This is a genomic window from Rhodohalobacter sp. 614A (assembly GCF_021462415.1).
Lineage (GTDB): Bacteria > Bacteroidota > Rhodothermia > Balneolales > Balneolaceae > Rhodohalobacter.
On record NZ_JAKEDS010000002.1, the window covers coordinates 810,189 to 832,717 of the forward strand.

At 41.9% G+C, this 22,529-nt stretch carries 24 protein-coding genes; 6 read left to right on the forward strand and 18 right to left on the reverse strand.

Going from position 1 to position 22,529, the window contains the following annotated elements; all coding sequences use genetic code 11:
* Window positions 1–51: 51 nt before the first annotated feature.
* Both corA and L0B18_RS12215 read right to left on the reverse strand, forming a co-directional pair.
* Entirely contained in the window at window positions 52–1,194 is a 1,143-nt protein-coding gene (gene corA, locus L0B18_RS12210; RefSeq protein ID WP_234572062.1) for a magnesium/cobalt transporter CorA, read from the reverse strand.
* A gap of 102 nt (window positions 1,195–1,296) precedes the next feature.
* On the reverse strand, window positions 1,297–2,016 hold the full coding sequence (locus tag L0B18_RS12215; RefSeq protein WP_234572063.1) for a fibrobacter succinogenes major paralogous domain-containing protein: 720 nt from the start codon (window positions 2,014–2,016) through the stop codon (window positions 1,297–1,299).
* 156 nt (window positions 2,017–2,172) lie between these two features.
* Here L0B18_RS12215 and L0B18_RS12220 point away from each other — a divergent pair, with 156 nt between their 5' ends.
* Window positions 2,173–2,808 (forward strand): FMN-binding negative transcriptional regulator, encoded by a 636-nt coding sequence (locus L0B18_RS12220; RefSeq protein WP_234572064.1) that lies wholly within the window; start codon window positions 2,173–2,175, stop codon window positions 2,806–2,808.
* A 9-nt stretch (window positions 2,809–2,817) separates the two neighbouring features.
* Here the strand turns inward: L0B18_RS12220 and L0B18_RS12225 are convergent, their stop codons facing one another.
* On the reverse strand, window positions 2,818–3,876 hold the full coding sequence (locus tag L0B18_RS12225) for a DUF748 domain-containing protein (RefSeq protein ID WP_234572065.1): 1,059 nt from the start codon (window positions 3,874–3,876) through the stop codon (window positions 2,818–2,820).
* Window positions 3,877–4,009: 133 nt separating this feature from the next.
* Here L0B18_RS12225 and L0B18_RS12230 point away from each other — a divergent pair, with 133 nt between their 5' ends.
* On the forward strand, window positions 4,010–6,307 hold the full coding sequence (locus L0B18_RS12230) for a beta-galactosidase (RefSeq protein ID WP_234572066.1): 2,298 nt from the start codon (window positions 4,010–4,012) through the stop codon (window positions 6,305–6,307).
* A 90-nt stretch (window positions 6,308–6,397) separates the two neighbouring features.
* Here the strand turns inward: L0B18_RS12230 and L0B18_RS12235 are convergent, their stop codons facing one another.
* The 4 genes from L0B18_RS12235 to L0B18_RS12250 form a co-directional block, all read right to left on the reverse strand.
* A complete protein-coding gene (locus L0B18_RS12235; protein WP_234572067.1) occupies window positions 6,398–7,345 on the reverse strand; it encodes an HNH endonuclease in 948 nt (315 codons plus the stop codon).
* A gap of 240 nt (window positions 7,346–7,585) precedes the next feature.
* Window positions 7,586–7,894, reverse strand: a complete 309-nt coding sequence (locus L0B18_RS12240; protein WP_234572068.1) for a Dabb family protein — start codon at window positions 7,892–7,894, stop codon at window positions 7,586–7,588.
* 283 nt (window positions 7,895–8,177) lie between these two features.
* Complete coding sequence (locus L0B18_RS12245) at window positions 8,178–8,924, reverse strand: DUF6962 family protein (protein WP_234572069.1); 747 nt, start codon at window positions 8,922–8,924, stop codon at window positions 8,178–8,180.
* 15 nt (window positions 8,925–8,939) lie between these two features.
* Window positions 8,940–9,617 carry a lysophospholipid acyltransferase family protein gene (locus L0B18_RS12250; RefSeq protein WP_234572070.1) on the reverse strand — a complete coding sequence of 226 codons (678 nt, stop codon included), beginning with the start codon at window positions 9,615–9,617 and terminating at the stop codon, window positions 8,940–8,942.
* Between the two features lie 175 nt (window positions 9,618–9,792).
* Between L0B18_RS12250 and L0B18_RS12255 the strand changes: the two genes are divergently transcribed.
* Window positions 9,793–10,425 (forward strand): O-methyltransferase, encoded by a 633-nt coding sequence (locus tag L0B18_RS12255; protein ID WP_234572071.1) that lies wholly within the window; start codon window positions 9,793–9,795, stop codon window positions 10,423–10,425.
* A gap of 292 nt (window positions 10,426–10,717) precedes the next feature.
* On the opposite strand, the gene L0B18_RS12260 is transcribed toward L0B18_RS12255, so the two are convergent.
* Both L0B18_RS12260 and L0B18_RS12265 read right to left on the reverse strand, forming a co-directional pair.
* Window positions 10,718–11,875 (reverse strand): THUMP domain-containing class I SAM-dependent RNA methyltransferase, encoded by a 1,158-nt coding sequence (locus L0B18_RS12260; protein WP_234572072.1) that lies wholly within the window; start codon window positions 11,873–11,875, stop codon window positions 10,718–10,720.
* 227 nt (window positions 11,876–12,102) lie between these two features.
* Window positions 12,103–12,531, reverse strand: a complete 429-nt coding sequence (locus L0B18_RS12265) for an FKBP-type peptidyl-prolyl cis-trans isomerase (RefSeq protein ID WP_234572073.1) — start codon at window positions 12,529–12,531, stop codon at window positions 12,103–12,105.
* A gap of 97 nt (window positions 12,532–12,628) precedes the next feature.
* Here L0B18_RS12265 and L0B18_RS12270 point away from each other — a divergent pair, with 97 nt between their 5' ends.
* Window positions 12,629–13,039 (forward strand): CoA-binding protein, encoded by a 411-nt coding sequence (locus L0B18_RS12270; RefSeq protein ID WP_234572074.1) that lies wholly within the window; start codon window positions 12,629–12,631, stop codon window positions 13,037–13,039.
* On the opposite strand, the gene L0B18_RS12275 is transcribed toward L0B18_RS12270, so the two are convergent.
* Window positions 13,036–13,755 carry a hypothetical protein gene (locus L0B18_RS12275; protein ID WP_234572075.1) on the reverse strand — a complete coding sequence of 240 codons (720 nt, stop codon included), beginning with the start codon at window positions 13,753–13,755 and terminating at the stop codon, window positions 13,036–13,038. The genes L0B18_RS12270 and L0B18_RS12275 overlap by 4 nt on opposite strands.
* A 68-nt stretch (window positions 13,756–13,823) precedes the next feature.
* Here L0B18_RS12275 and L0B18_RS12280 point away from each other — a divergent pair, with 68 nt between their 5' ends.
* On the forward strand, window positions 13,824–14,171 hold the full coding sequence (locus tag L0B18_RS12280) for a DUF971 domain-containing protein (RefSeq protein WP_234572076.1): 348 nt from the start codon (window positions 13,824–13,826) through the stop codon (window positions 14,169–14,171).
* A 57-nt stretch (window positions 14,172–14,228) separates the two neighbouring features.
* On the opposite strand, the gene L0B18_RS12285 is transcribed toward L0B18_RS12280, so the two are convergent.
* Window positions 14,229–14,423 carry a DUF3185 family protein gene (locus tag L0B18_RS12285; RefSeq protein WP_234572077.1) on the reverse strand — a complete coding sequence of 65 codons (195 nt, stop codon included), beginning with the start codon at window positions 14,421–14,423 and terminating at the stop codon, window positions 14,229–14,231.
* Window positions 14,424–14,425: 2 nt separating this feature from the next.
* Complete coding sequence (locus L0B18_RS12290) at window positions 14,426–14,818, reverse strand: hypothetical protein (protein WP_234572078.1); 393 nt, start codon at window positions 14,816–14,818, stop codon at window positions 14,426–14,428.
* An 87-nt stretch (window positions 14,819–14,905) separates the two neighbouring features.
* On the opposite strand from L0B18_RS12290, the gene L0B18_RS12295 reads away from it, so the two are divergent.
* Window positions 14,906–15,376, forward strand: a complete 471-nt coding sequence (locus tag L0B18_RS12295; RefSeq protein ID WP_234572079.1) for an OsmC family protein — start codon at window positions 14,906–14,908, stop codon at window positions 15,374–15,376.
* A 40-nt stretch (window positions 15,377–15,416) separates the two neighbouring features.
* Here L0B18_RS12295 and L0B18_RS12300 read toward each other — a convergent pair whose 3' ends face one another.
* The 6 genes from L0B18_RS12300 to L0B18_RS12325 all read right to left on the reverse strand — a co-directional run bounded on the left by L0B18_RS12300 (window position 15,417) and on the right by L0B18_RS12325 (window position 22,438).
* Entirely contained in the window at window positions 15,417–16,346 is a 930-nt protein-coding gene (locus L0B18_RS12300; RefSeq protein ID WP_234572080.1) for a cobalamin-binding protein, read from the reverse strand.
* 77 nt (window positions 16,347–16,423) lie between these two features.
* Window positions 16,424–17,860 carry a PhoPQ-activated pathogenicity-related family protein gene (locus tag L0B18_RS12305; protein ID WP_234572081.1) on the reverse strand — a complete coding sequence of 479 codons (1,437 nt, stop codon included), beginning with the start codon at window positions 17,858–17,860 and terminating at the stop codon, window positions 16,424–16,426.
* Window positions 17,861–17,950: 90 nt separating this feature from the next.
* Window positions 17,951–18,685: a hypothetical protein gene (locus L0B18_RS12310; RefSeq protein ID WP_234572082.1), complete on the reverse strand. Its 735-nt coding sequence runs from the start codon at window positions 18,683–18,685 to the stop codon at window positions 17,951–17,953.
* Between the two features lie 53 nt (window positions 18,686–18,738).
* Complete coding sequence (locus L0B18_RS12315; protein WP_234572083.1) at window positions 18,739–19,695, reverse strand: threonine ammonia-lyase; 957 nt, start codon at window positions 19,693–19,695, stop codon at window positions 18,739–18,741.
* Window positions 19,695–21,284, reverse strand: coding sequence for an amidohydrolase family protein (locus L0B18_RS12320; RefSeq protein WP_234572084.1), 1,590 nt, complete (start codon window positions 21,282–21,284; stop codon window positions 19,695–19,697). Before L0B18_RS12320 ends, L0B18_RS12315 begins: the two co-directional genes overlap by 1 nt.
* Window positions 21,285–21,367: 83 nt before the next feature.
* Window positions 21,368–22,438 (reverse strand): hypothetical protein, encoded by a 1,071-nt coding sequence (locus L0B18_RS12325; RefSeq protein ID WP_234572085.1) that lies wholly within the window; start codon window positions 22,436–22,438, stop codon window positions 21,368–21,370.
* Between the last annotated feature and the right edge of the window lie 91 nt (window positions 22,439–22,529).

The following is a 22,529-nucleotide window of genomic DNA, read 5'->3' on the forward strand; positions in this document are numbered from 1 at the left end:
GATAATTTTTGATTAAGTGGAATATATTCAGAAATAAAATACAATGCAGTCTTAAAGCCATCCTTTTCGCCGGAAATAAAAAATCATCAGGATTGTTAAAACCACCATAATGGCCAGCGATGCTGGATAGCCGTAGTACCAACTTAGTTCGGGCATATTCCAGGGACTTGCTTCCGGGTTGAAATTCATTCCATAAATTCCGGCAATAAACGTAAGCGGAATAAATATCGTGGCTATAATCGTCAGAACTTTCATTACTTCGTTCATTCGGTTACTCAGTCCGGACATGTACATATCATAAAGTCCGAAAACCATTTCCCGGCTGGTTTCAATACTGTCGATCACCTGGACAAGATGATCGTACACATCCCGGATAAAAACCTTCACCTCTTCAGAAATTAGTGGTGATTCATCTCTGATCAGAGAATTCAGTCCATCTCTGAGAGACCAGACGGATTTTCTGAAATAGATAAGATCGCGCCGCATGGCGTGAATTTTTTGAAGGTGTTTTTCATCCGGTTCCGAAATTACAAGTTCTTCGAGATCCTCAAGTGTTTCCCCGATCAGGTCGAGTGCGTGATAATAATGATCCACAATGGTATCTGTGAGAGCGTAAGCCAAATAATCTGCATCGAGTTTCCGGAGCCGGGTATTCTCCATTTCAAGGCGTTTAATAATCGGATCAAAAACAGGAGTGTCGCTTTCCTGGAAAGAGAGGACATAATTTTTCCCCAGAACAATACTTACTTGTTCTGTTTCGAGATCCTGAGATTCCGATCCGTTATCTTTATGAGTGATCATTCTCATTACGATAAACACCGAATCCGAATAATGCTCAATCTTCGGACGCTGAGACATGTTTACAATGTCTTCCTGGATCAATGGATGAAGTTCGAAATAATCCCAGACACTTCGCAATTTCTCCACATCATGAAGGCCCTGGATTTGAATCCACGTTTTAGATTCTGACTGCAAAAAGGGCTCAGACGTTTCAATTTTTTTGATCGGAATTTTGTCATAATGCTGTTCATCAAAATCATGAACCGTCATAATGACTTCGTCCATTCTCTGGATACCGGTATAAATCGCGGTACCGGGTTTCTGTCCCGGCGGTTTACGATGTGTGCGCTTGGCAGGTCTCTGAATAAATGCGCTTTGAAGTTTCCTTGCTACTTTTTTGGCGTTTTTTTTCATTAGAATGAATTCATTTTCAGAGCGATATTCTATATGTAAATGCAAAAATCATAGAAAAGCAACAACGAAGTAAAGTTGCAGTGATAATGAAAGCCTACTTATTTAATCTTTAATGCAGCGTACAGATCGTCCGAATGCTTTATTGCCGGCAAAGGTACTGCTGGCTTCAGCAAATCCTAACACTTCGCCACTTGAATTGGAAAACTGATCAGAAGCCCAGTAATTTCCCCTGATTCCACGGTCAATCAAATGACCATTTAACGATTGAAGTCTTCCAGCCGTATGTAAATTAAGTGTAGAATTAAAAGCTGACGTTCGGTTTCCTTCGCCCATTCCTCCCTGACTAACCGGTGCTTCCCTGAAGGCCCGTAACTCCACAACGGTAGGTATTCTCCAGCCAAGACCAAGAAGCAGTGTACACGGATCATTGGCAGGTTCCCAGTTGGTATCTTCATTAATTGAAATAATTTTCCATTGGGGAGTCAGTGTCGTGCCATTGTGATAGTACCCCTGTTTGCTATTGAATTGGAAAAACCAACCGGCTGCACCGGGATTGTCATCCACAGAAGTTGATGGTTCCGTACTTGCACCAAGATTGACGGCGAGCCAAACTTTATCTCCACCCGGGCCGTTCCAGTTTGCCTGAACCGTGGGGTATAACCGATCATTAAAAAGCTGGGTATTGGAAGGGGTAATGCCTTTTACAAATCCATGTGAAACGATCTCTGGTCCGTCATATGTACCCAAAAATTTGGAACATGATGAGGCAGCAAACAGAAAGCCAAGAAACAACACTATAAACGATCTTCGCATGAAAGTCATAAATCAGATTCTCTAATCAGCTTAAAATAGGCAGTTCAGGACTTAATTCACAGATGTTTGGAAAGAATATTCATATGTTTCTTGCAAGATGATTTTTTCTAATTTAGAGTCGTTTCATTCTCACTGAATTGTTGCTAAAATTTTTAACAGGCTCTTATGTATCAAAAGGACAAGTATGTAAAAAATGATCCTGAATATGTCTATGAATTTATCAATGCCCATCCGTTTGCAACATTTGTTCTGAATGGAGACCGGCTTCTTGCCACTCACATTCCGGTACTTGCAGACGGAGACCCGAAGAATTTTCGCCTCTTCAGTCACATTTCAAACGAGTATAACGAACAGATCAAGTACCTGGAAAATGGCCGGGAAGCATTGCTCATTTTTCACGGTGCACAGGCTTATGTTTCATCTTCATGGTATAAACGAAAAGGGGTGAGTACATGGGATTATTCTGCCGTTCATGTTAATGTTCGTCTTAAAATTCAATCCGGCAATGATTTAGAAGAGTCACTTAAAAAATTAGTTAGAAGATTTGAGCAGGAACAGGACTCTCCTCTGTACTATGATGAAATCCCTGATAAAATGGTGAAAGGTTTGATTCCACACATCACCGGGTTTTGGGCTGAGCCTTTTAAAATTGAAGCCATTGCAAAACTTCACCAGGGATACAAAAAAGAAGATGTTGATTCGACCATCAACCATTTGAGGAAACAACAGGACCCATCAGCCCGACGTTTGGTGGAAGATATCCGAAGAGAGCACGAATCGGATCAGAATCAGAATAGATGATTAAATGGTTTATTCTGATGAATTGACGATTTCATCAAAAGAGACGGAGTTTTCAACGTCTTTAGAAAAACCTTTGATGAACGCATTCCTGAGAATTCCTCCGATGGTCGGCCAGATTTTAGTGTCGGGATTATTCAGGTCTCCTTCAAAAGGAACTTGTGTGGCAAATTGATCTCTTCGTTGATTTTTGAAAATCGTAGTTATAAATCCGGCAATCCCTTCCCACAAAGCCCTTAAAGGTTCCTTTGAATCTTCTTTGAGATCAAAGACTTTCAGATCGGTCATGACGGGTTTTACATACCCCTCAAGGATTCCATCAGAAGCGGCCATTTCAGTGTACAGGTTGAAGGTTCCTCCTTCAAAATCCAGCTTGGCATATGCTTCGGTAAAATCGTTAAGGGCGGTCATTTGAACTCCCTCAAATTTAGCAGAGAGATCAAAATCAGGAACGTCTTTCACGATGTTTGCATCACAAGAAATATCCAGAAACCCACGACCGATAGATTTAGCGGTGAGTGTTATGGAAGATGGCAATGTGCCTTTTCGTCCTTCCACATTCCGGAGATTGGTGGCTTCCATCTGAAGACTGTCCAGACGAAGGTCAACTTCAGGATTGGATCCAAAGTCTTTGTAGGTGATTACGCCGTCTTCGATAAGAAACCGGTTAATCTGTAACGGCATTAATTCCTTGATTGGTGTCGTCCAATCGGCTTCTGATCCGGTCTGAGAACCTGTACTGCCTGCCGCGAAATTTAATTCCGGTTCGAACAATTTGATTTCACCCACAATTTTTCCCCTGAATAGGGCACTCCATTGCACGGAAAGGTCAATCAGGGGAATATCCAGAAAAGGAACGGGAATATCCTCGCCGGTTTTAACCATATTCAATCCCTCAATTTGGTATGCGCCCCGGAACAAGTGCAGGTCTACATCTTCAATCGATCCGTGGTATCCGGGAACGTCATCCAGAACTCTGTTCACATAGCCGGTAACCCAATACGGCAGATAAATTCTGAGTCCGGTCAGAACCAGCGCAACGATTAATATGACGGTCAGGACTTTTTTCATTTCCATGATATAGGTTACAATCCTTTTAATTGCTAAAATTTGCTTTTGTTTCTGATTTTAAACTGCCTTCTGATCTCACCTTTTTCTATTTTTTAGAATTCTGGTGATACAAATTTCAATCCATCAAAAGACTATGCGCCAAAAACTGTCCTTCTGTTTTCTGATTCTCATTCTTTTGCCGTTTTTTGGAATTGCTCAACCTCATCCAAACCAGGTTTTTGAGCCGGATTTTTTCCCCTTTTCAGTCTGGTACAGCGGTGGTGATGCCCGGGCCCCGATGCTTTCAACCATAAATCCTGAGTCTGAAGAGGAGTGGCGAAAAGACCTTCAACAAATCAGGGATTTGGGATTCAACACCGTGCGAACCTGGGTGGAATGGCAGCGGGTGGAACCGAGGGAAGGCGAATATCATTTTGAAAACCTGAGATTATTGATGAGACTGGCAGATGAAGTTGGCCTGAAAGTATTTATCCAGGTGTATGCGGATTCGGCCCCGGAGTGGCTCGGCAGCCAATATTCGGATGCAAAATTTACCACGCAAAGCGGTGTTCAGGTAGAACCTCAGGCGGCGCCGGGTTATTGTGTGGATCATGCCGGCGTGCACGAGGCGATGATGAATTTCTACACCGAAACCGCGAAAGTAGCCAACGAATACGATAACCTGATTGGCTGGGATTTGTGGAGTGAACCGCACATCATCAATTGGTCGAATATTGATTATGTGCAGAATGCACAGTTTTGTTATTGCAGCTACACGCAGTCACGATTTAGAAACTGGCTTCGGGAGAAATACGGCTCGCTGGATAACCTGAATACGGCGTGGCACCGGAGTTTCAATTCGTGGAACCAGGTAAGTCCGCCGCGATTTAGTACGATTCTGAGTTACACCGATTACATCGACTGGAAGACATTTATCTACGAGAAGCTTCAGAAAGATCTGTCCGACCGCTATAACGCCATTCGGGATGCGGATATGCAGCATGTTGTAACGTCTCATGCGGCTGTCTCATCCATTATCATTTCTCCACACATGGGCGAGGGTGCCACCGATGATTTCCTGATGGCTGATGCTGTTGATTATTACGGTGTATCGCTTTATCCGAAACACAATCATCCTGACCGGCACTGGCCGGCCTGGCGTGTGATGAACATGATGGATTTTTCCCGCAGTGCCAATATCGATAACAACGGCTGGTATGTTGGCGAACTCCAGGCTGGAAAGGGAACGATTGCCCTTCTTGTCAGCGATCCGGTTACGCCGGGCGATCACAACGTTTGGGCATGGACAGCCATTTCCAAAGGAGCGAGGGGAATTAATATCTACGCGTATCACCCGATGTCGTCTGGGTATGAATCCGGCGGATACGGGTTGATTAACCAGGACGGAAGTCTCACCGATCGCGCGAGAAATGCAGGTAAAATTGCGCAGATAGTGACGAAGAACAAAGATCTTTTCCTGAAATCGAAGCCGGTTCCTGCACAGGTCGCTCTTGTTTACAATCCGCTTTCACAGATGGTTGGCGGAGCGCAGCGGCGGGCCGATTATCCGAGCGGACACCACGATTCATTAATTGGCTATTACCGCGTTTTTGCAGAAAACAATATTGATGTTGACTTTATCCATCGGGAAGATTTGGAGAATAAAGATCTCTCGCAGTACAAATTGGTTATTTTACCCTGGTCGATGATGCTGACTGATGAAGCTGCTAACGGTTTAAAGCGATTTGTAGAAAACGGAGGATATGCAGTAGCTGAAGCCCGAACCGCGTGGAATGATGAACGCGGCTATGCCTCCGAACGGATTCCCGGAATGGGACTGACCGAAGTGTTCGGCGTTTACGAGGACCAGGTGTGGATGCGCGAAGAAGACCTCGACTTCCCGTTGATTGACCGCCAACACCCCGCAACAATTCCGCTTGGAGCGGGAGGGAAGCTGACCGGCTTTTTATACGGAAGCAGCTTTAAACCCTATGCCGGTTCCGAGATTGATATTCTTGCAACATTCGGACTGACCGGAAAACCAGCTCTCACCGTTCACAAATACGGGAATGGCGAAGCGATGATGATCGGCACCTTTCTCGGGCTGGCCAATCATCCCGAATTGAAACCCGGAAACGCTGCTTTCATAAAAGGTCTCGCAGACTGGGCCGGTGTAAACCAAAAAGTAACCAGTTCCCACGACGGCAGTGAATCCGCCATCGTGGATATACAGCTCCAGGAAAACGAAGACGGCTACTTACTGTTTGCCATTAACCACGCTGAAACCGAAGAGGAGGTGAGCATCTCTCTTCAAATGGAAGAGGATGGAACCTATTCTGTGAGAGAACTTACACAGGAAGATGAATTTACTTTAGAAACAGAAGATGGAGTATTATTGATAGAGACTATGTTGCCCGGAAGAGATGCGAGGGTTTGGGAGATTGCGAAGTAACGGTCTGGTGTTTTTGCGGCCGGACTGTCAATAAATAGTTCAGCGAGAAGCCGTAACCGGTCCGCAGGAAACACTGGTTAGTGTCTGAATTTATTTAAAATACTCTTTAGCTCGTTCTATGTTTTTCTTCTCATCTCCTTGATGTATTGCAAAATGACAATTTGAACATAATAACATTAAGTCAGATAGTTTAACCTTCGTTTTTTTTGAGAGTTTTGATAATGGAACAATATGGTGAACTTCAATTATGTCTTTTTTTAAAAAAGGATAATTATCTTTAAAACTGAATGAACAAAGCTCACAAAACAATTTTTCATTTTCTTCAAGAAATGCTTCTAATTTCTTTAGTCTCAACTTTGGATCACGTTCAATTTGTTGATGAAGAACGAGTCTTTTGTGACCTTCAAATGAAAAAGGGTCTTCTGATATTAAATCAGAAATCTTTTGTGATTGTCCTCTATGGACTCTTGTCTTTTCATAATATTCTGCCCAGAATTCTATTTCTGATTTTAATTCTTTTCTATACTCATGCTTTACATATGGGTCAGATACTGTGAGATCAACTGGTGGTTTTTCTTTTGGGTTATGATTTTTGATAGTTGTTTCTAAAGCTAAAGCTTTGGCTTTTTCTTCACCAAGCGTATAAACTGGAAATGTGTCAGATTGAAGGTTCCATTCTTCATCATACCATCTTGCTTTCCAATATATGTAGGGTCTTAATTTGCCTTTTTCTACCCGTCTAGTAATCCTTTTTTCAGGGTCTGGATCAAGGGTTTTCGCATTGAATTTTGATTTCTTTTCTATAGGAAAATTAGCTAGAACTTCATGACGATAAAGAATAGCCTCTTTCAAAGAATCTTTCATTGAACCAAATAAATTGTCAGTAAAGAATTTATGAAATTTGGCTCCTTCTCTTCGCACACGAACCCACCAACCTCGATTAGCGTGATGTCTCGTTATCCCTTTTGGTATATGAAAGGCATCTGCATCTTTGAAAGCAGTTTGGAGTGTTTTCTCTAAAAATTTCTTGTCATACATTTTACCAAAGCAAGTTTAAGGCACTAACTTGTATTTAGCGACCCGTACACAAATGCCAATGTTATAAAATAATAGCTGAAACACCCGTTTATGGCAAACAGAATGAATATTTTGTCCGAATAAAGTTTAATCGGACAGGATAATAAGCATGTATTGAAGATATTTTTAGATAGCGAATAGGAATGTTTTTGAACGCTGTTCCCAAAAAAAGTCAATCAATAGTTTGAGTTCTTTCTATTGCTATTTTACCCAAAAATCCACCACCATCACATCCTCCAAATGCGGGCTTAATATCTCTCCAAACTCCTGATGAGCAGGGTGGGGAAGGTAGGTGGTTCGTCCCTCTTCGCTGTCGAACGTGAGAATAAAAGCATGGGTAAAGCCTTTGTTGAGTCCTTCGGGACTGTTATTCAATCCCCATTCAAAATCTTTAATCGTATCAATTTTTGAGGGTAGTGCTAAAAAAGCGTCTTCCACTTCTTTAATATCAGTTTCGGTCGCTGATTCTTTAAACTTGAACATGACCACATGGCGTAATTGCTGAGACATTTCTTCTGTTTCGTTGTTAGTAGTTGCCTGATTTTCAGCTGCATCAGAATTGGAACAGTTTGTAAACAATACAAATGAGATGATTATTAGAAAGGCATATTTCATGCTGGAAAGGTTTAAGAATATGTAGTTAACAATGAGTTTAGAACGTAAATAAAGAAATTTGAGGGAATTAGAAAGAAACGATTCGCTTTAAAATGGATTCAAGTGAAATATGAATCAAATCATGAAATGCATCACACAGAGTCTTTAGTCAAATTCAATATGCCGGTTCTGGTTAGCGCTATTTGGAAGTCAACGCATCTTTCACAGCATCCCTAAAACTCCCACGGTTTGCGAGGACATTTTCCGGTTTCATGACTTCCAGTTTTCGCGCGCCACGGTAGAAGAAGTAAAGGCTGATGGCCATCACGGTGTGGGCCAGGTCAAGATGGTTAAACCATTTGTGAAGCCCAATCTCACTGGTGTAGAAAAAGGCGGCAAGGATGGAAAAAATCACAGAGAGAAAAATAATGCGGCTGCCTTCGTTTCGTGTATTCCAGTAAACCCAAAAGTGGAGGGGAAGCACAACCAGTCCCAGTCCATACGCCGAGTGTACCTGGATATAGAAAAAATTGAGAGTCGAAAAGGCGAGGACCGCAAATGTAAGAAGCTCAACAACATTGGCAACACTCAAAAACCTTGCGAATTTTTGGTTTATAATCGGACTTGCATGCTTGATCGAAGATCTCTCAATATACATCACAGAAAGCATACTGATGAGCCAGCCAGGGAGTTTCCACGTGAGGCCAACGGCATATTGAAAAGCATGTCCCAAAACTCCGCCCAGGAACGTAGCCAGCGCCATAATGAGAAAGTACATCCGCATGTATTGGTGAACTTTCCCTTTCTTGTCCAGTTTCAAAAGTTTGATGAAAGCGTACACACAAACAGCCGTGATCCAGAAGTCGGTAAACGTAACCATCGGCTCCATGACAGTGACGCCGAAGATCTCTATCGAAGGTTGGGTTGGAGTGGTTGAGGTTTGCATAAACGAGAATAAAAATTACAAGTTTACAAATTTGTCATTTTTGTTGTGGGCATCTTCCAGCAGTGCTTGTAAAACCATACTTAATTTTTCCTCAAAAAAATAATTGAGTTCATCCGTGGAAGCAGACTTAGCAAATTCGAGCGCTTTTCCAATTTTCAAAAACAATTCCGGTTTGTCTGATTTCGCGTGGCTGATATAAATTCCTACAGGTACAACATCAACTTCGGGGCACTGGTTCACGATCCATCCCAATCCTTTTTTAAAATCCGGTTTTTCAGTTGAGAAAGGAACAATTTTTCCCTCAGGATAAATAAACAGGCAGGCATTTGGCCGTTTCATCGATTGAACCGCATATCGGAGAGACCGGACTGCTGATCGGGGATTTTCCAAATTCACAGAAAAAGCCCCGATTCGTTTGAATAAGCCATATTCGCGCATCTGCTTGTCTTCCATCATGGCGCGGGCATTTTGCCTGAATAATTTTCGGTTGAGCAGGAGAGGAATCAGGCCGTCCCACCACGAGGTGTGATTCAAATAGTAGATGGTTTTGCTGTCTGGCTCCGGATGATAGTTTTGATCTACCCAAACATTTTCAAACCGCCGCCGAAAGAGCCATCGCATGTACAAATCGAACACAAAAATAAACCAACGAGATTCCTGTGCCGGTATGAATTCAGATTCGGATTTTTTCAAAAATGGAATGTGTTTTGAATGAGTACTTTATACCAGTCATTTTGAATCCCGACAGTTGCCGGGACAGGCTTTGATTCAAAATCCCAAAAGTTACGAGCGAAATAAGAAATTCTGACTTTCACTAAAATAACTCTTGTTGATATATTTGCTCAAAAATTTACCCTAAATATAACGCATGGAATTGATAAACAGACAAATCGAAGAGTACACGGAATCGTTCACCTCAAATGAATCAGAGATTTTGATGGAGCTTATTAAGGCATCCGAAGAGAATCTGGAGTACACCGATATGCTGACCGGCCGGCAGGTCGGACGATTGCTTAAGTTTCTGATTCAGCTTTCGGGAGCCCAGCGAATCCTGGAGATTGGAACGTTTACCGGATACTCCGCGATCTCAATGGCTGAAGTTTTGCCAGAGGATGGTACGCTGATCACTCTGGAAATGAATGAGAAATACCGGCAGATATCAAAATCCTTCTTTGAAAGAGAACCTTTTAACAAACTCATTAACCAGAAAATGGGGAATGCGCTGGAAATCATCCCTACGCTTTCCGGAGTATTCGATTTGATTTTCCTTGATGCGGATAAACTCAGTTATCCTACTTATTACGAAATGCTAAAGCCGAAATTGAAATCCGGTGGACTGTTTGTCATTGACAATGTTTTATGGGACGGAGATGTGCTTCGCCCGTCCACTGAGAAATCACGGGCCATTCACAGACTCAATAAAATAGTGAGGGATGACATGGATGTAGAGCAGTTGATGCTTCCGTTGAGAGACGGGGTTACGGTTGTTAGAAGGAAATGAGTTTTAAGTATGAAAGTCTTGAATGGCACAAGCGGGACGCTTGCGCTATCGGGAAGAGATAAGTTTTAAGTATAAAATCTTGAATGAATAGAAGCGGAGCTTCTGGTGGACGTTCCGAAGGGGATCTTCGGAACGAGTATTATAAGTAAACACTGGCATCTTGAGCGCAGTTATGAAGTTGCTTTTGCTTCATAACGAAGTCGAAAGAGAACAATAAGACTTCGATTATACTCCTCTAAAACTAGGTCGGCTTGTACTCAGGCTGACAATTTTCTTAGAATATAATTCTGTTTTACTTCTTCGACCCCTTATACAATTCATACTCCAACAAACGGCATTCGATTGTAGAATTGAAAAATGTTGTTCTGGAAGAAGCTCTCAATCCAACTTTCTTTGTGAGTTTATTATTTGCTGTGAATACATAACCGGTTTTGCCCGGACATTCACTTTTCATGAAATCTCCGATGCCTTTATAAAGAGGCACGAGATCATCGGGATTGCCGATTCGTTCGCCGTAGGGTGGATTGAAAACAACTACTCCGTCACCATCAGGAACGGGAGTCTTGGAAAAATCACAGGTTTCAAAGTCTATCATGTGATCCACACCGGCAGTTTGGGCATTCTTTTTTGCTGCGATAATCGCATTCGGATCATTATCACTTGCGATGAATTTGCCTTCGATTTTTTTTGTCACACCACGCTTGGCTTCATCCCGGATGGATTGATAGTAATCATCATCAAACCCGAGAATATGCATAAAACCAAAGTTGTTTCTCAGTGAGGCCGGTGCACGATTTGTGGCCTGCATTACGGCTTCAATCGCAAGTGTTCCGCTACCCGCCATTGGATTGATAAAATGCTGTCCTGGCTGCCATTTTGTGGATTTTACAATCGCAGCCGCCAGTGATTCCTGCATCGGAGCCGGTCCACCAGATCCCCTGTAATTCCTGCGGGACAATGATTCACCTGATGTATCTACAAAAATTCTTGCAATGTTTTTATCCCAATAAAGAAACAAAACGGTTTTTTGGAGATCAGAACCACTGTCTGGCCGTTGATTCTTTTTGAAACGGATTCGGTCGGCTACAGCATCCTTTACAATCAGGTTTGCAAACTGGTCATTTTCAATGGTTGGATGATCTACACGTGAAGTAACCGAAAAATAGCCGTCATCAGAAATCCATTCTTCCCAGGGATATTTTTTGATCCAGACTTTTAATTGATCTGGAGTTTGGATTCTTCTCTCGTCAATCAGGAAATGAACTCTGTGGGCGGTTCGAAGCCAGAAATTCAACCGAATACATTCATTCAAAGAGGCCTTGATTTCAATTCCTGTCTCGCGTTTGCTTGTTACCGTAAACCCCAGATCCTGTACTTCCTGCTCCAAAAAAGGGGCGAGGCCAAGGGGACAGGTAATGCTTACGGAACTTTTTTTTGTAAAATTTGCCATATAATAATTTAGCGATGCCTATGTAACGATTTCGTATGGATCAAAAAAGAAGCCGACTACAGAATGCAGTCGGCCATATAACATTTAATCAGAGAATTTTTAAAACTTGATGCGTCATCGCGAGTCCCATGCTTTTCGGGACGTGGCGATCTCCAAACATAAGGGGATTGCCACATTTCACTCGCTGCATTCGCAATGACTACTGTTTTACATATCCTCCTTTGTAATTAAGCTACTTCCAGTAATTCAATGTTAAACGTCAGGTCTTTTCCAGCCAATGGATGATTGGCATCCAGAACCAGTTCTTCGTTCTTGATTTCAGTAATCCGAACCGGAATGGGTTGTCCGTTTTGCTGATTAACCTGTAGTTGCATTCCAATTTGAGGTTCTACATCATCGGGCAATTGATTCTTTGGTACGTTGATGATTAAGTCTTCTCTTACTTCTCCGTACGCTTCGTCGCTGGGGATGTCAACAGTTGTTGAATCACCTTCACTCATCCCAATTACTGCTTTTTCAAAACCGGGGATGAGCTGTCCCTGTCCTAATTGAAATTCAAGCGGTTCTCTTTCTTTAGATGTATCGAACACTTCGCCGTTTTCAAGTGTGCCGGTATAGTGTACTTTAACGGTATCTCCGTCTTTTGCTTTAGACAAAATATTCCTCGTATTTTTATTATCAATTTTGCGTACTTAAAGGTAACCTTTTTTTCGCACAATCGAGAATTGAAACCCCTTACCGCATTTGTAAATTATGTCTATAAAAGAGATTCTAAATTCAACAAAAACAATTGTGATTGTTGGGTGTTCGTCGAAACCTACCCGAACCAGCTATCGGATTGCCAAATATCTTGCAGATGCCGGTTTTACAATCATTCCGGTCAATCCTAATGAAGATTCGGTTTTAGGACAATCCTGTTATCCCCAAATCTCTGATATTCCTGATGATATTGAAGTGGATATGGTTGATATTTTCAGGAACAGTCAATACACGGCCAAGATGGTTAAGGAGATCATTGAGTGGGCTGATGAAAGCGGACAGAAACCTGTGATTTGGACTCAGATCGGGGTTAGTTCTGATGAAGCGAAAACCCTGGCTGAAGCGAATGGATTTACCTACATTGAGGACAAATGCCTGATGGTTGAACATGGAAGAGCAGGCTAATCTTCTTTGCCTAATAATCGTTGTTTTCGTTCCTCTGCATATTCATCCATTTTTGATTTGAGAATGGTTTCAATTTCTTTTCGTTCCTCCTGCGGAATGGTTGTGGAAAATTCTTTTATCCGTCCGTCATCACGGTTTTCTTCAACCAAATATTCCATCCCGAGAACTTCTTCGCTGACCCATCGCCAGGAAATCACTTCTTCCCAAAGAATATAGCGATCCAAAAAAATTACTCCTTTGGAGCGAAATTCAGGAACAGCTTTCAATGTCCAGGTAAACACACCAAAACTGACGAGAGAAAGTCCGGAAGAAACCCGAATCCCGGTAATGGCCTGATCGGTCAGAACGGCTGTTCTGTAAATGCCAAACAAAATGAGAGCAACAGCAAGCAGATTCGGCGCATGGTCGATCCAAAATGACCGGTATTGATAGAGAACCTGCCCCGATTCACTCCTGAGATTGTAAAGACGGGCCGCATATCCAAAAAAGAAGCCTGCCAGAAATGAATAGAGAATCATCATGAATGGAGCGGCTACAGATTGGGGAAAGAAACCGACGGTGTAGAAAATCATCAACAGAGTGAAGACAAAAAGAATAATGAGGGAGCCGTTTAAGACATTGTTCTTATTGAGCCTGTCAAATCGGAACCAGGGTTGATACCCGACAAAAACTCCTGCAATAGCCGTCAAGAATAAAAATAGATTTAAAATCCACATGCTTTGATCGTATTTTTCAACTTGATATGTTACTAACCCAAATAGCGAATAGCAATCCAAAATAGTTCATGGATCAACGATTTAAACCTGTTTCAGTTGATGTTTCCAATTCAGACCAGACTTTAACGATTGAGTGGGCGGATGGACACACGTCTGAGTTTTCTCTTTTCGGACTTCGGAAAAATTGTCCGTGTGTGGAATGCCGGGGCGGCCACAGCCAAATGGGGCGGTTTGAACCACAGCTTTTTCTTGTAGAACCAACACGAATCTTCAAGATTATTTCGGCGGAGCAGGTAGGGAATCATGCCCTCAAAATTACCTGGAACGACGGCCATAATGCCGGCATGTACCGCTGGGATTTATTGCGTCATATGGATGAATCGGTTGAGAAGCTGAGAGAAACATCTGCGAATTGAGATTCTGAATCAAAGCCTGTCCTGATAACTGTCGGAGTTCAGAATAAGATAAAATTTTTACTTTCTCATCAAGCCAAACAAACCAACAACCGCAGCAACCGCGCCTCCAATTAACATCCACATTGCCTGACCGCTTGGCGACCCGGTGAAAAACTCTTCAACTTCGGAGCCGATGGATTGGTATTCCTGGTAGCCAAAATAGAGAAGTAAAAGTCCTGCAATGAAGAGTCCGGCTGAGAGTGCTTTTTTCATAGTTAGTCCCCGTTGTTGTTTTTTGATTGATAGTAATCTTCCCGGGCTTCGAGAAGTTTCAAAATGCGTTCCATGCTTTTCTTTTTCTCCAGGATATCCCGCGTATAGAAAACCGTTGAAATAATCACAAAAACCCATGAACCAATTCCAAGCCAAAGGCTTACGGTATTTGCTGTATTTCCGTACTCAATAAAATGATAGACACTGACAAATGAAAAAAGAATAATTGAAAAAATGACGAATATCCCCATAATTCTTGCCTGTCGAAGTCCTTTCTGAGCAAGTTTAAAGTATTTTCCTTCCTCAAGCCATTGCTTCTCTTTGTATAACAGAGAATGCTGGTATTGGTTCAATTCTTCCCGGATCATCGCAGTAAAGACGTCATCTTTTGTCATAATTCCTGGAATTTAAATTTGGCCGGATAGTTATTGATAACAATACTAATTTCTAAGCATTGGTTCCATCAAAACAAAAAGTAAAGGATGAAAAAACATATCTATAAAACCATGCTCACCTGGACCGGAAACCTCGGGAAGGGAACAATTGACTATCGCGCGTATCAAAGAGATTTCAGAATTCAGGTGAGTGGAAAACCGGATCTTTTGGGGTCGTCTGACCCATCTTTTCGGGGCGATAAAAGCTGCTATAATCCCGAAGAACTATTTGTCGCTTCTCTTTCATCCTGCCATATGTTATGGTTTTTGCATTTGTGCTCTGAGAATGGAATCACGGTTGTTGATTATCATGACGGTGCGGAGGGAGTGATGAAGGAAGAAGAAAACGGAGCCGGTTATTTTGAATCTGTAACACTTAAACCCGAGGTTATTATTCTTGAATCAAACCGTATTGAGATGGCAGAAAACTTACATTCGCAGGCTAATAAGATGTGTTTTATTGCTAATTCCTGCAATTTTGAGATTTCGCATCAACCAGTTACCAAAGTTTTAAAGTAACTTTTTGAAAGGGAAATGATTGGAAGAGTCTCAATACTTTTCAGGCCTTTTCCAATTGTTCACTCAAGTGAATCCAACCGTCTTTGTGATAAACGGGTTTGAAAAGTTTGGGATGTAGAACCTCACCTAAAATCCGTGTGGACTCATAAACTCCGGGGCCCGGACGATTGAAATAACGATTTCCGTCAAGGATATAAACTTCTCCATTTTGAACTGCTTTTAAATCAGCCCATTTGGTTTTTTGTGTAAGGAGATGAATCTCTTTCATCGTTTGTTCAATTGGATAGCCGCATGGCATAATTAGAATGACATCCGGATCTTCTTTCAAAATATCATCCCATTCAATCCAGGGCGAATGTTTTCCCGGCTCTGAGAGGAGATATTCGCCACCGGCTATTTCAAGAAGTTCGGGAATCCAGTTTCCTCCGGTCATTAATGGCTCAATCCACTCAATGCAGGCCACTTTTTTGACGGATTCTCCAATCACTGTACTTCGGATGATATCCAGCCTGGATTTGAGTTTCTCAACCAATTCTTCGGCTTTTTTGGGAACGTCAAGAGCTTTTCCAACCGTATAAAATGTTTCAAAAATTTCCGAAAGATTCACAGGGGAGAGAGAAATAACTTTGGCTCTGCCGCCACAGTATTCATTGACGGCTCTTTGAACATCATCCAGCGAAACCGCACAAACTTCGCAATGATCTTGAGTGAAAATAATATCAGGATCAAGTTCAGCCAGTACATTAACGTTTACGTTGAATATCGAAAGTCCGCTTTTCAGAATTGATTTAATATTCTTATCGATTTGGAGGCTGTTGCCTGTGTTTTTGACAGATGAGTCAGTCACTACCGGTAATTCTCTTATCGATGGAATCGTATTGCATTCGTGAGATCTGCCAACAAGTTGATCTTCTAAACCAAGCTCGCAAATGATTTCAGTAGCGCTTGGAAGCAGCGAAACAATTTTCATAAATACTAATTTTTCGACTGTGACGATTCAAATTGCCTGTAGAATTATCAATCCAACAAATTCATTTTAGTGGAATTTCATTCACCAGCCATTACCGTTCCCAGTGAATCGGCTGGAGAAAAAGCCCCAAATGGATAATCGTTCGGGGTAACCACCACACCTGTTGTTTGTTTGAAAGGGATATTTGAATCAGCGTTGTAAGTGGCTTCTACAAACCAGGCAGTAAAACCGGAATCCGGGGTATTAATTTCCACAGAAAGCTTTCCATTACCTGGAATTTCTAACTTTCTGGCAAGCCAGATGCGATCAATCATATAAAGCCGGAAATCACGAGCTTCAGGATTATGAGCATTCCAAAGAAGCAGTTCGTCAGGCAGATTCTCAGGATCCAACTGAATTTCAAAACCTGATGTGTCTGCTGCCCAGTTAAATGAAGGGATCGTGGAATCATTCAAAATGAAATTGTAATAAGCAATCAAACTTTGAGATGCATCACTATTTTCGAGTGAATGTCCGGCATTTGGTACGTATCTCAAATATTTGGGAGATGGGAGATTTTCCCAGTAAAATTGCCAGCTGTCGGGAAGGAAAAATTCATCGCTGGCAGCATTAATTAAATATTTTGGCAAGTCCAGACTGTCCGGATAAGAAAAGGGATCAATCAGTTCGAGCATTCTGTCGTATTCGGCAGAATATTGCCATTCCATGATATTCTCATCTTCATAATCTTCAATTGCGGGAGACCATTCGCCGTATGCCCGCCAATGATGCTGAAACGACGGAACAATGTTTAACAGATCAATGACAACGGGGGCAATCGCAATCACGCGATTATCAAAAATTCCGGTCGTCCAGGTTGTCCATCCTCGTTTAGACGCACCGGATACAACAAACTTATCAACAGGTGTATTTTGTTGATTTTGCATAAAATCAGTCACCGTGTCCATAGCCCGCATGGCAGCGGCGGTCATGGGAAGGCGGGGGAGCCATTCTGCATCTTCATCCCGGGCACCACCTTCCAAGAACTTTCTCCAGGCATAGGAGATAATTTCATCTTCGATTCGTTCATCCATTCGTTCGTCGCCTGAAAAAGTAATGGGTTGAAACGGGACGTTATGCAGATCAACAGTAACAGAATTCGTTGCAAGAGCTGCATTCAAAATCAGTGGGTTTACCGATGTGGGAGCGGAGTCATTTCTATTGCCACCGCCAATCCAAAGCAGAGCAGTTGAATGATCAATACTATCGGGAACGACAATAGTAAGCCAATGCCACCATTCATTTTCATCAACAATATCTTCAGTCAGCCAGGTTTGCGAAACCATACGAATTACATGAGCCTTGTAATTTTCACCCTCAATTGTGTTTTGGAGTTCGTATCTATAGGTGGGATCAACCTCGGAAAGATAAGCCTCAAACGGGTTTAGAATTTTTGCTTCCTCCTCAGAAGCAGAACAAGAAACCAGTACAAGAAGAGTAAATATGAAAATACCAAGAGCTTTAATCGCTCTCATATTTCCAAAAAATCTGGATTGATCGTTCGTCAATAACACAAAAAGAAGGGTTAAGATTGATTGTAGCTATTTCCGTAATAGCATTTACACTCAATTACGAATCGATTCAGCCCCTATGTTCGATAATTGATGGTCCTCATTACGAAGTGTAAATGATTCGACCAATTTATCAGTAAATTTTGAAAGTCGCTTATGTTTCTTAGTTCTTAGTGAATCACTGAATTTATAGATAGCAAATGCATTCATCACCCACAATGCCATAAAAATTCCAATACAAACAGAAATGGAAGGCTCGTAGGTTGTGTAGAGTAAACCTGTCAGAACTAATGACGTGTATGAGCCGTGTAATATGCCATCGATTTTGGCACTCCAGAAGCCAATTCGTTCAGTTACTTTTAAATTTACAAACCGATCTGACTTTGTAAAAGATAGAATCATCTCAAAATTCGAATGATTTTTATAGATCCATCTCTTTTTGGCCGGTTCGTCAACAACCTTTCCGGAGGTGTCTTTATCAGCAAAAGTATCATCCAGTTTTGTCTGAATCTCATTCCACATCAAATCTTGTGAAAGATCAGATTCAAACCATTTTTCAATGAAAATATGGGTTTCGTTTATCAGGTTATTTTCTGCGGTAGTGGGACGGTTATATTCGTAGTCGCTCTTTATAGACGGTTTTTTTGAGCTCAAGCTTTTTTCTTTAAATCTTTCTGAATTTACCAGGGATAATTGGTTTGTGTCAGAATTTTGATTGGTTTTTTGAGAATCTCTGACCTGATTCATGATTTCCTTAACCGCTTCTACAGAATAATCTTTATATGACATTGAAGTTTTTTTAAGCCTCCTCTTTTTGAAATTAAATGAAATAGTAGAGAGTTTTAATCAGTTTTCCATGGAAGGTTCCCAACATCCACATTCCCACCTGTTAGAATGACTCCAATTTTTTTTCCGGAGAAGTTCTCTTTGCTTTTTAGCAAAGCTGAAATCGGAACGGCACTGGATGGCTCAATAATGATTTTCATTCGTTCCCACACGCGTCTCATTTCACGAATGATGTTTTCCTCCGAAACGGTTATGATATCATCCAGTTTATCTTGTATGATTTGGAAAGTGAGATCTCCTAAAGATGTACGCAGTCCATCTGCAATGGAATCTGTTCTTAAAACCGGTTGTATAGAACCGGCTTGAAATGACCGGAAAGCATCATCTGCAAGTTCAGGTTCTGCTCCAACAACATCTATTTCTGGATTCTTTGATTTTGCCATAATAGTAGTACCGCTAATAAGCCCGCCACCCCCAATAGGAGCTATGATCAAATCCAGATCAGGGATTTCTTCGAGTAATTCTTTTGCAGAGGTTCCCTGCCCGGCAATTACATCAGCGTTGTTAAAGGGATGAATAAAAGTAGCTCCGGTTTCAGAAATGATTTGATCTGTAGTTGCTTGCCTGGATTCAATAGTTGTTTCACAGAAGACAATTTCAGCTCCATAATCATGCACGGCATTTATTTTTACTTTTGGAGCATTTTTGGGCATGACAATTGTTGCCTTATATCCATTTATTTTGGATGCAAGAGCCACTGCCTGGGCGTGATTTCCTGATGAATGAGTAATGATTCCTCTTTTCCCCTCATCTTTGGATAATTTCGAAATAGCATTGAAAGCCCCCCGGAACTTAAAAGCACCTATTTTTTGAAAGTTCTCACATTTAAAATAGATGTCCGCTCCGGAAATCTGATTAAAAAAAGAGGATTGGAGAACCGGGGTTTTGTGAGCATACCCGCTAATCCGTTCAGCAGCTTTTAAAATATCCTGATACGATGGTACTTCGCTCATTAATAATCCAGTCCGGGTTGGGTAATTTCATAGTTCATTTCGGATTTGGCATCATTAACAATTTCCTCCACATCCATCATAAGCTGTTGTGCATCGTAAACAATTCCATCTTTGATGGTGTATTTTACGCCTCCAACCCGAACGGCTTCATTTTGGTCATTAACCTGGATGGCTCCCGTTCCATATAACACTTTTAAATTCTTCTGTGGATTTTCTTCCACAATGACCAAATCAGCCAGCTTCCCGATTTCTATGGTTCCAAGCTGATCGTCAACTCCCAGAACTTCAGCAGCTCTAAGTGAAGCTGACTGGAAAATTTCAAGAGGATGGAAGCCTGCTTCACGCATCAGTTCCATCTCCCGGATGTATGAAAAACCATATAATTTATAGATGTAGCCGGCATCGGAACCAAGTGTAACGGTACCTCCGCGGTTTTTATATTCGTTTACGAATTTCATCCATGGTTGATAGTTTTCTTTCCAGCCTATTTCTTGTTCGGTTCCCCAGTTAAACCAGTAGGAGCCGTGAGCTCTTCGATTGGGTTTGTAATATTCCCACAACGAGGGGAGGGTATACTTTTCATGCCATTCAGCCCGCATCGCCCGCATCAAGTCGCGGCTGGCTTCATAAATAGTGAAAGTAGGATTGATCTCAAAATTTCGTTCCAACAGTGTGTTCATCACAGTATTCCAGTGATCACTTCCCGGTTCCGCTGCTTGTTCCCACAGTTTTCCGGCTGCCTCAAAACGGTGTTGTTCATCGCTGTAATTATAATTAAGGGGATAATCCTGGATGACCTGATTCGTGAAAAGTGCCTCAGGCAAACCGTACCAATGTGTCATTCCCTTAAGTCCCATCTCGGATGTATTTAATACGTTTGCATAGACCACGCGGGTTTGTGCGTGATGAGTCATGGAACCAAGTCCACGTTTGTTCGCTTCATCCAGTGTTGCTTCCCAAATTTCCGGTCGGGCTCCGAAAAATTTAATTCCGTCGGCGCCTTCCTCATCAATCATCCGAACCCAATTTCTGGCTTGTTCCGGTGTTGTAATTGGCCCATCATGGCCCATTCCAAACCCGACATATGCGAAAATTCTTGGGGCCGTGATTTCATTATCGGCACTTCTCTGCTTGTGTCGGAGGGTCCAGTCGAGTCCGTTGAATGAACCCGGTTCTCGGATAGAAGTGATGCCGTGTGCCATCCATAATTTATAAACATATTCAGGTACCGTCCCTTGGGCATTTCCACCGGTGTGAGCGTGCATATCAAAAAAACCGGGAAGAATGTACATTCCTGACGCATCAATTTCATGCGTGTTTTCATCCGCTTCCGGCCGATGGCCTTCATTTATTGGAACTCCGGGATATCCAACATTATGAATACTTGCAATTGTATTTCCATTGATAACAATATCTACCGGTCCCATGGCAGGCGAACCCGTTCCATCTATCATGGTTACGCCACGAATAATGAGGCGATCATACGGGCCTTCTCCATCCGTTCGGTCAGGTGCATCGGGCATTTGGGCCGATAGGGTGGAGAAACTGATTAGAAAAAAAAGAAGCGCAGTAAAAAGTCGTAGTAACATGGGATGTGTATTCTTTCTTTTGATCAATTGAAGAAAGAATATAACACACCTTCACCATTAAAAAAGGAAATGATTTGAGCGGATTAATCGATCTTGAAAAAGTTGTAATATCCTCTTTTCGGCCTGTTGCCGGATTCCATCAAAACAGCTTCTCCGCGAATGTAGATGATTTCACCGCCCAGGAAACTTTTGGCGGCTTTTTTTGCCAGCCATCCAAGTTCACTCAACACTGAGAATTTTTCGAAATCTTTGGTTCTAGATAATCTGATATCAGTGGAATCATCCAACCGAAGATCGAGGATTCTTGCAGCGTCCACACCAAATGCTTCGCCCATGGTCAGCCGGTTGATGTAATCAATACCGTGCACAGACAAGGTTCCATCGTTATTGCCGAGCCGAAAACCGACCGTTGGATTGTCATCTGAATAATCGGGAAGCAGAAAATAGAGATGATCCCAGTTTTGCTTATCAGTTTGATGAACAAAACGATAGCCGCTGACAACAAGATCGGTTGCGGCCTGATCCTGGTAAGTGTGATCCATATAGGCTGTGCCGCGAACGGTTTTCTCAATATTATTTACTTTGATGGTACCCTGAACTTCAGCATATGGAATATGTGTGATTATGCCTGCTTCCTCATCACCGATATGAAAAATGCCATCCCCCCATTTTAAACCTTGATGAATGTTACTCAGTTTTAAATCAACATCATAGGTTACATCATCTTTGGAAAAACCCACCCGGACTTCATGTTCATTTGGAAGCTTGCCTTTAAAATAGATTGTCCGTTCGTCCCTCAATTGGAACATGTAGGAATCTTTATCCTGAATGAGATAGTGGATAGGATACTCGCGTGAAACCTGGTAAACGTCACCTTTTTCGAGATTGTAAATAGACATCTGAACACCGCTTACAGGCGATTTAAAACTCCCGAAATTGGCAACGGAAAATGCAATGTGAACGGTGATATCATCATTCAGATAAAATTGATAATTCCACATCTCATTGTAATGACTCCCTTCAAGAGTTTTTGCCCAAATGTCATCATCCGAAGCCGGTTGTATATCTCCTTCCGGATTTGAAACCTGAGCAAAAAGTGCTGAGTGCGAAATAAAGAAAACGGCAAAGAATACCAGTGTGTATCTATACTTCATATGATAATATGCAATGGGTATTTGTCTCTGATAATGGATTCTAACCTGTGAGATATTTAATGAATCGAACTGTTAACGAACAAAAAATAAT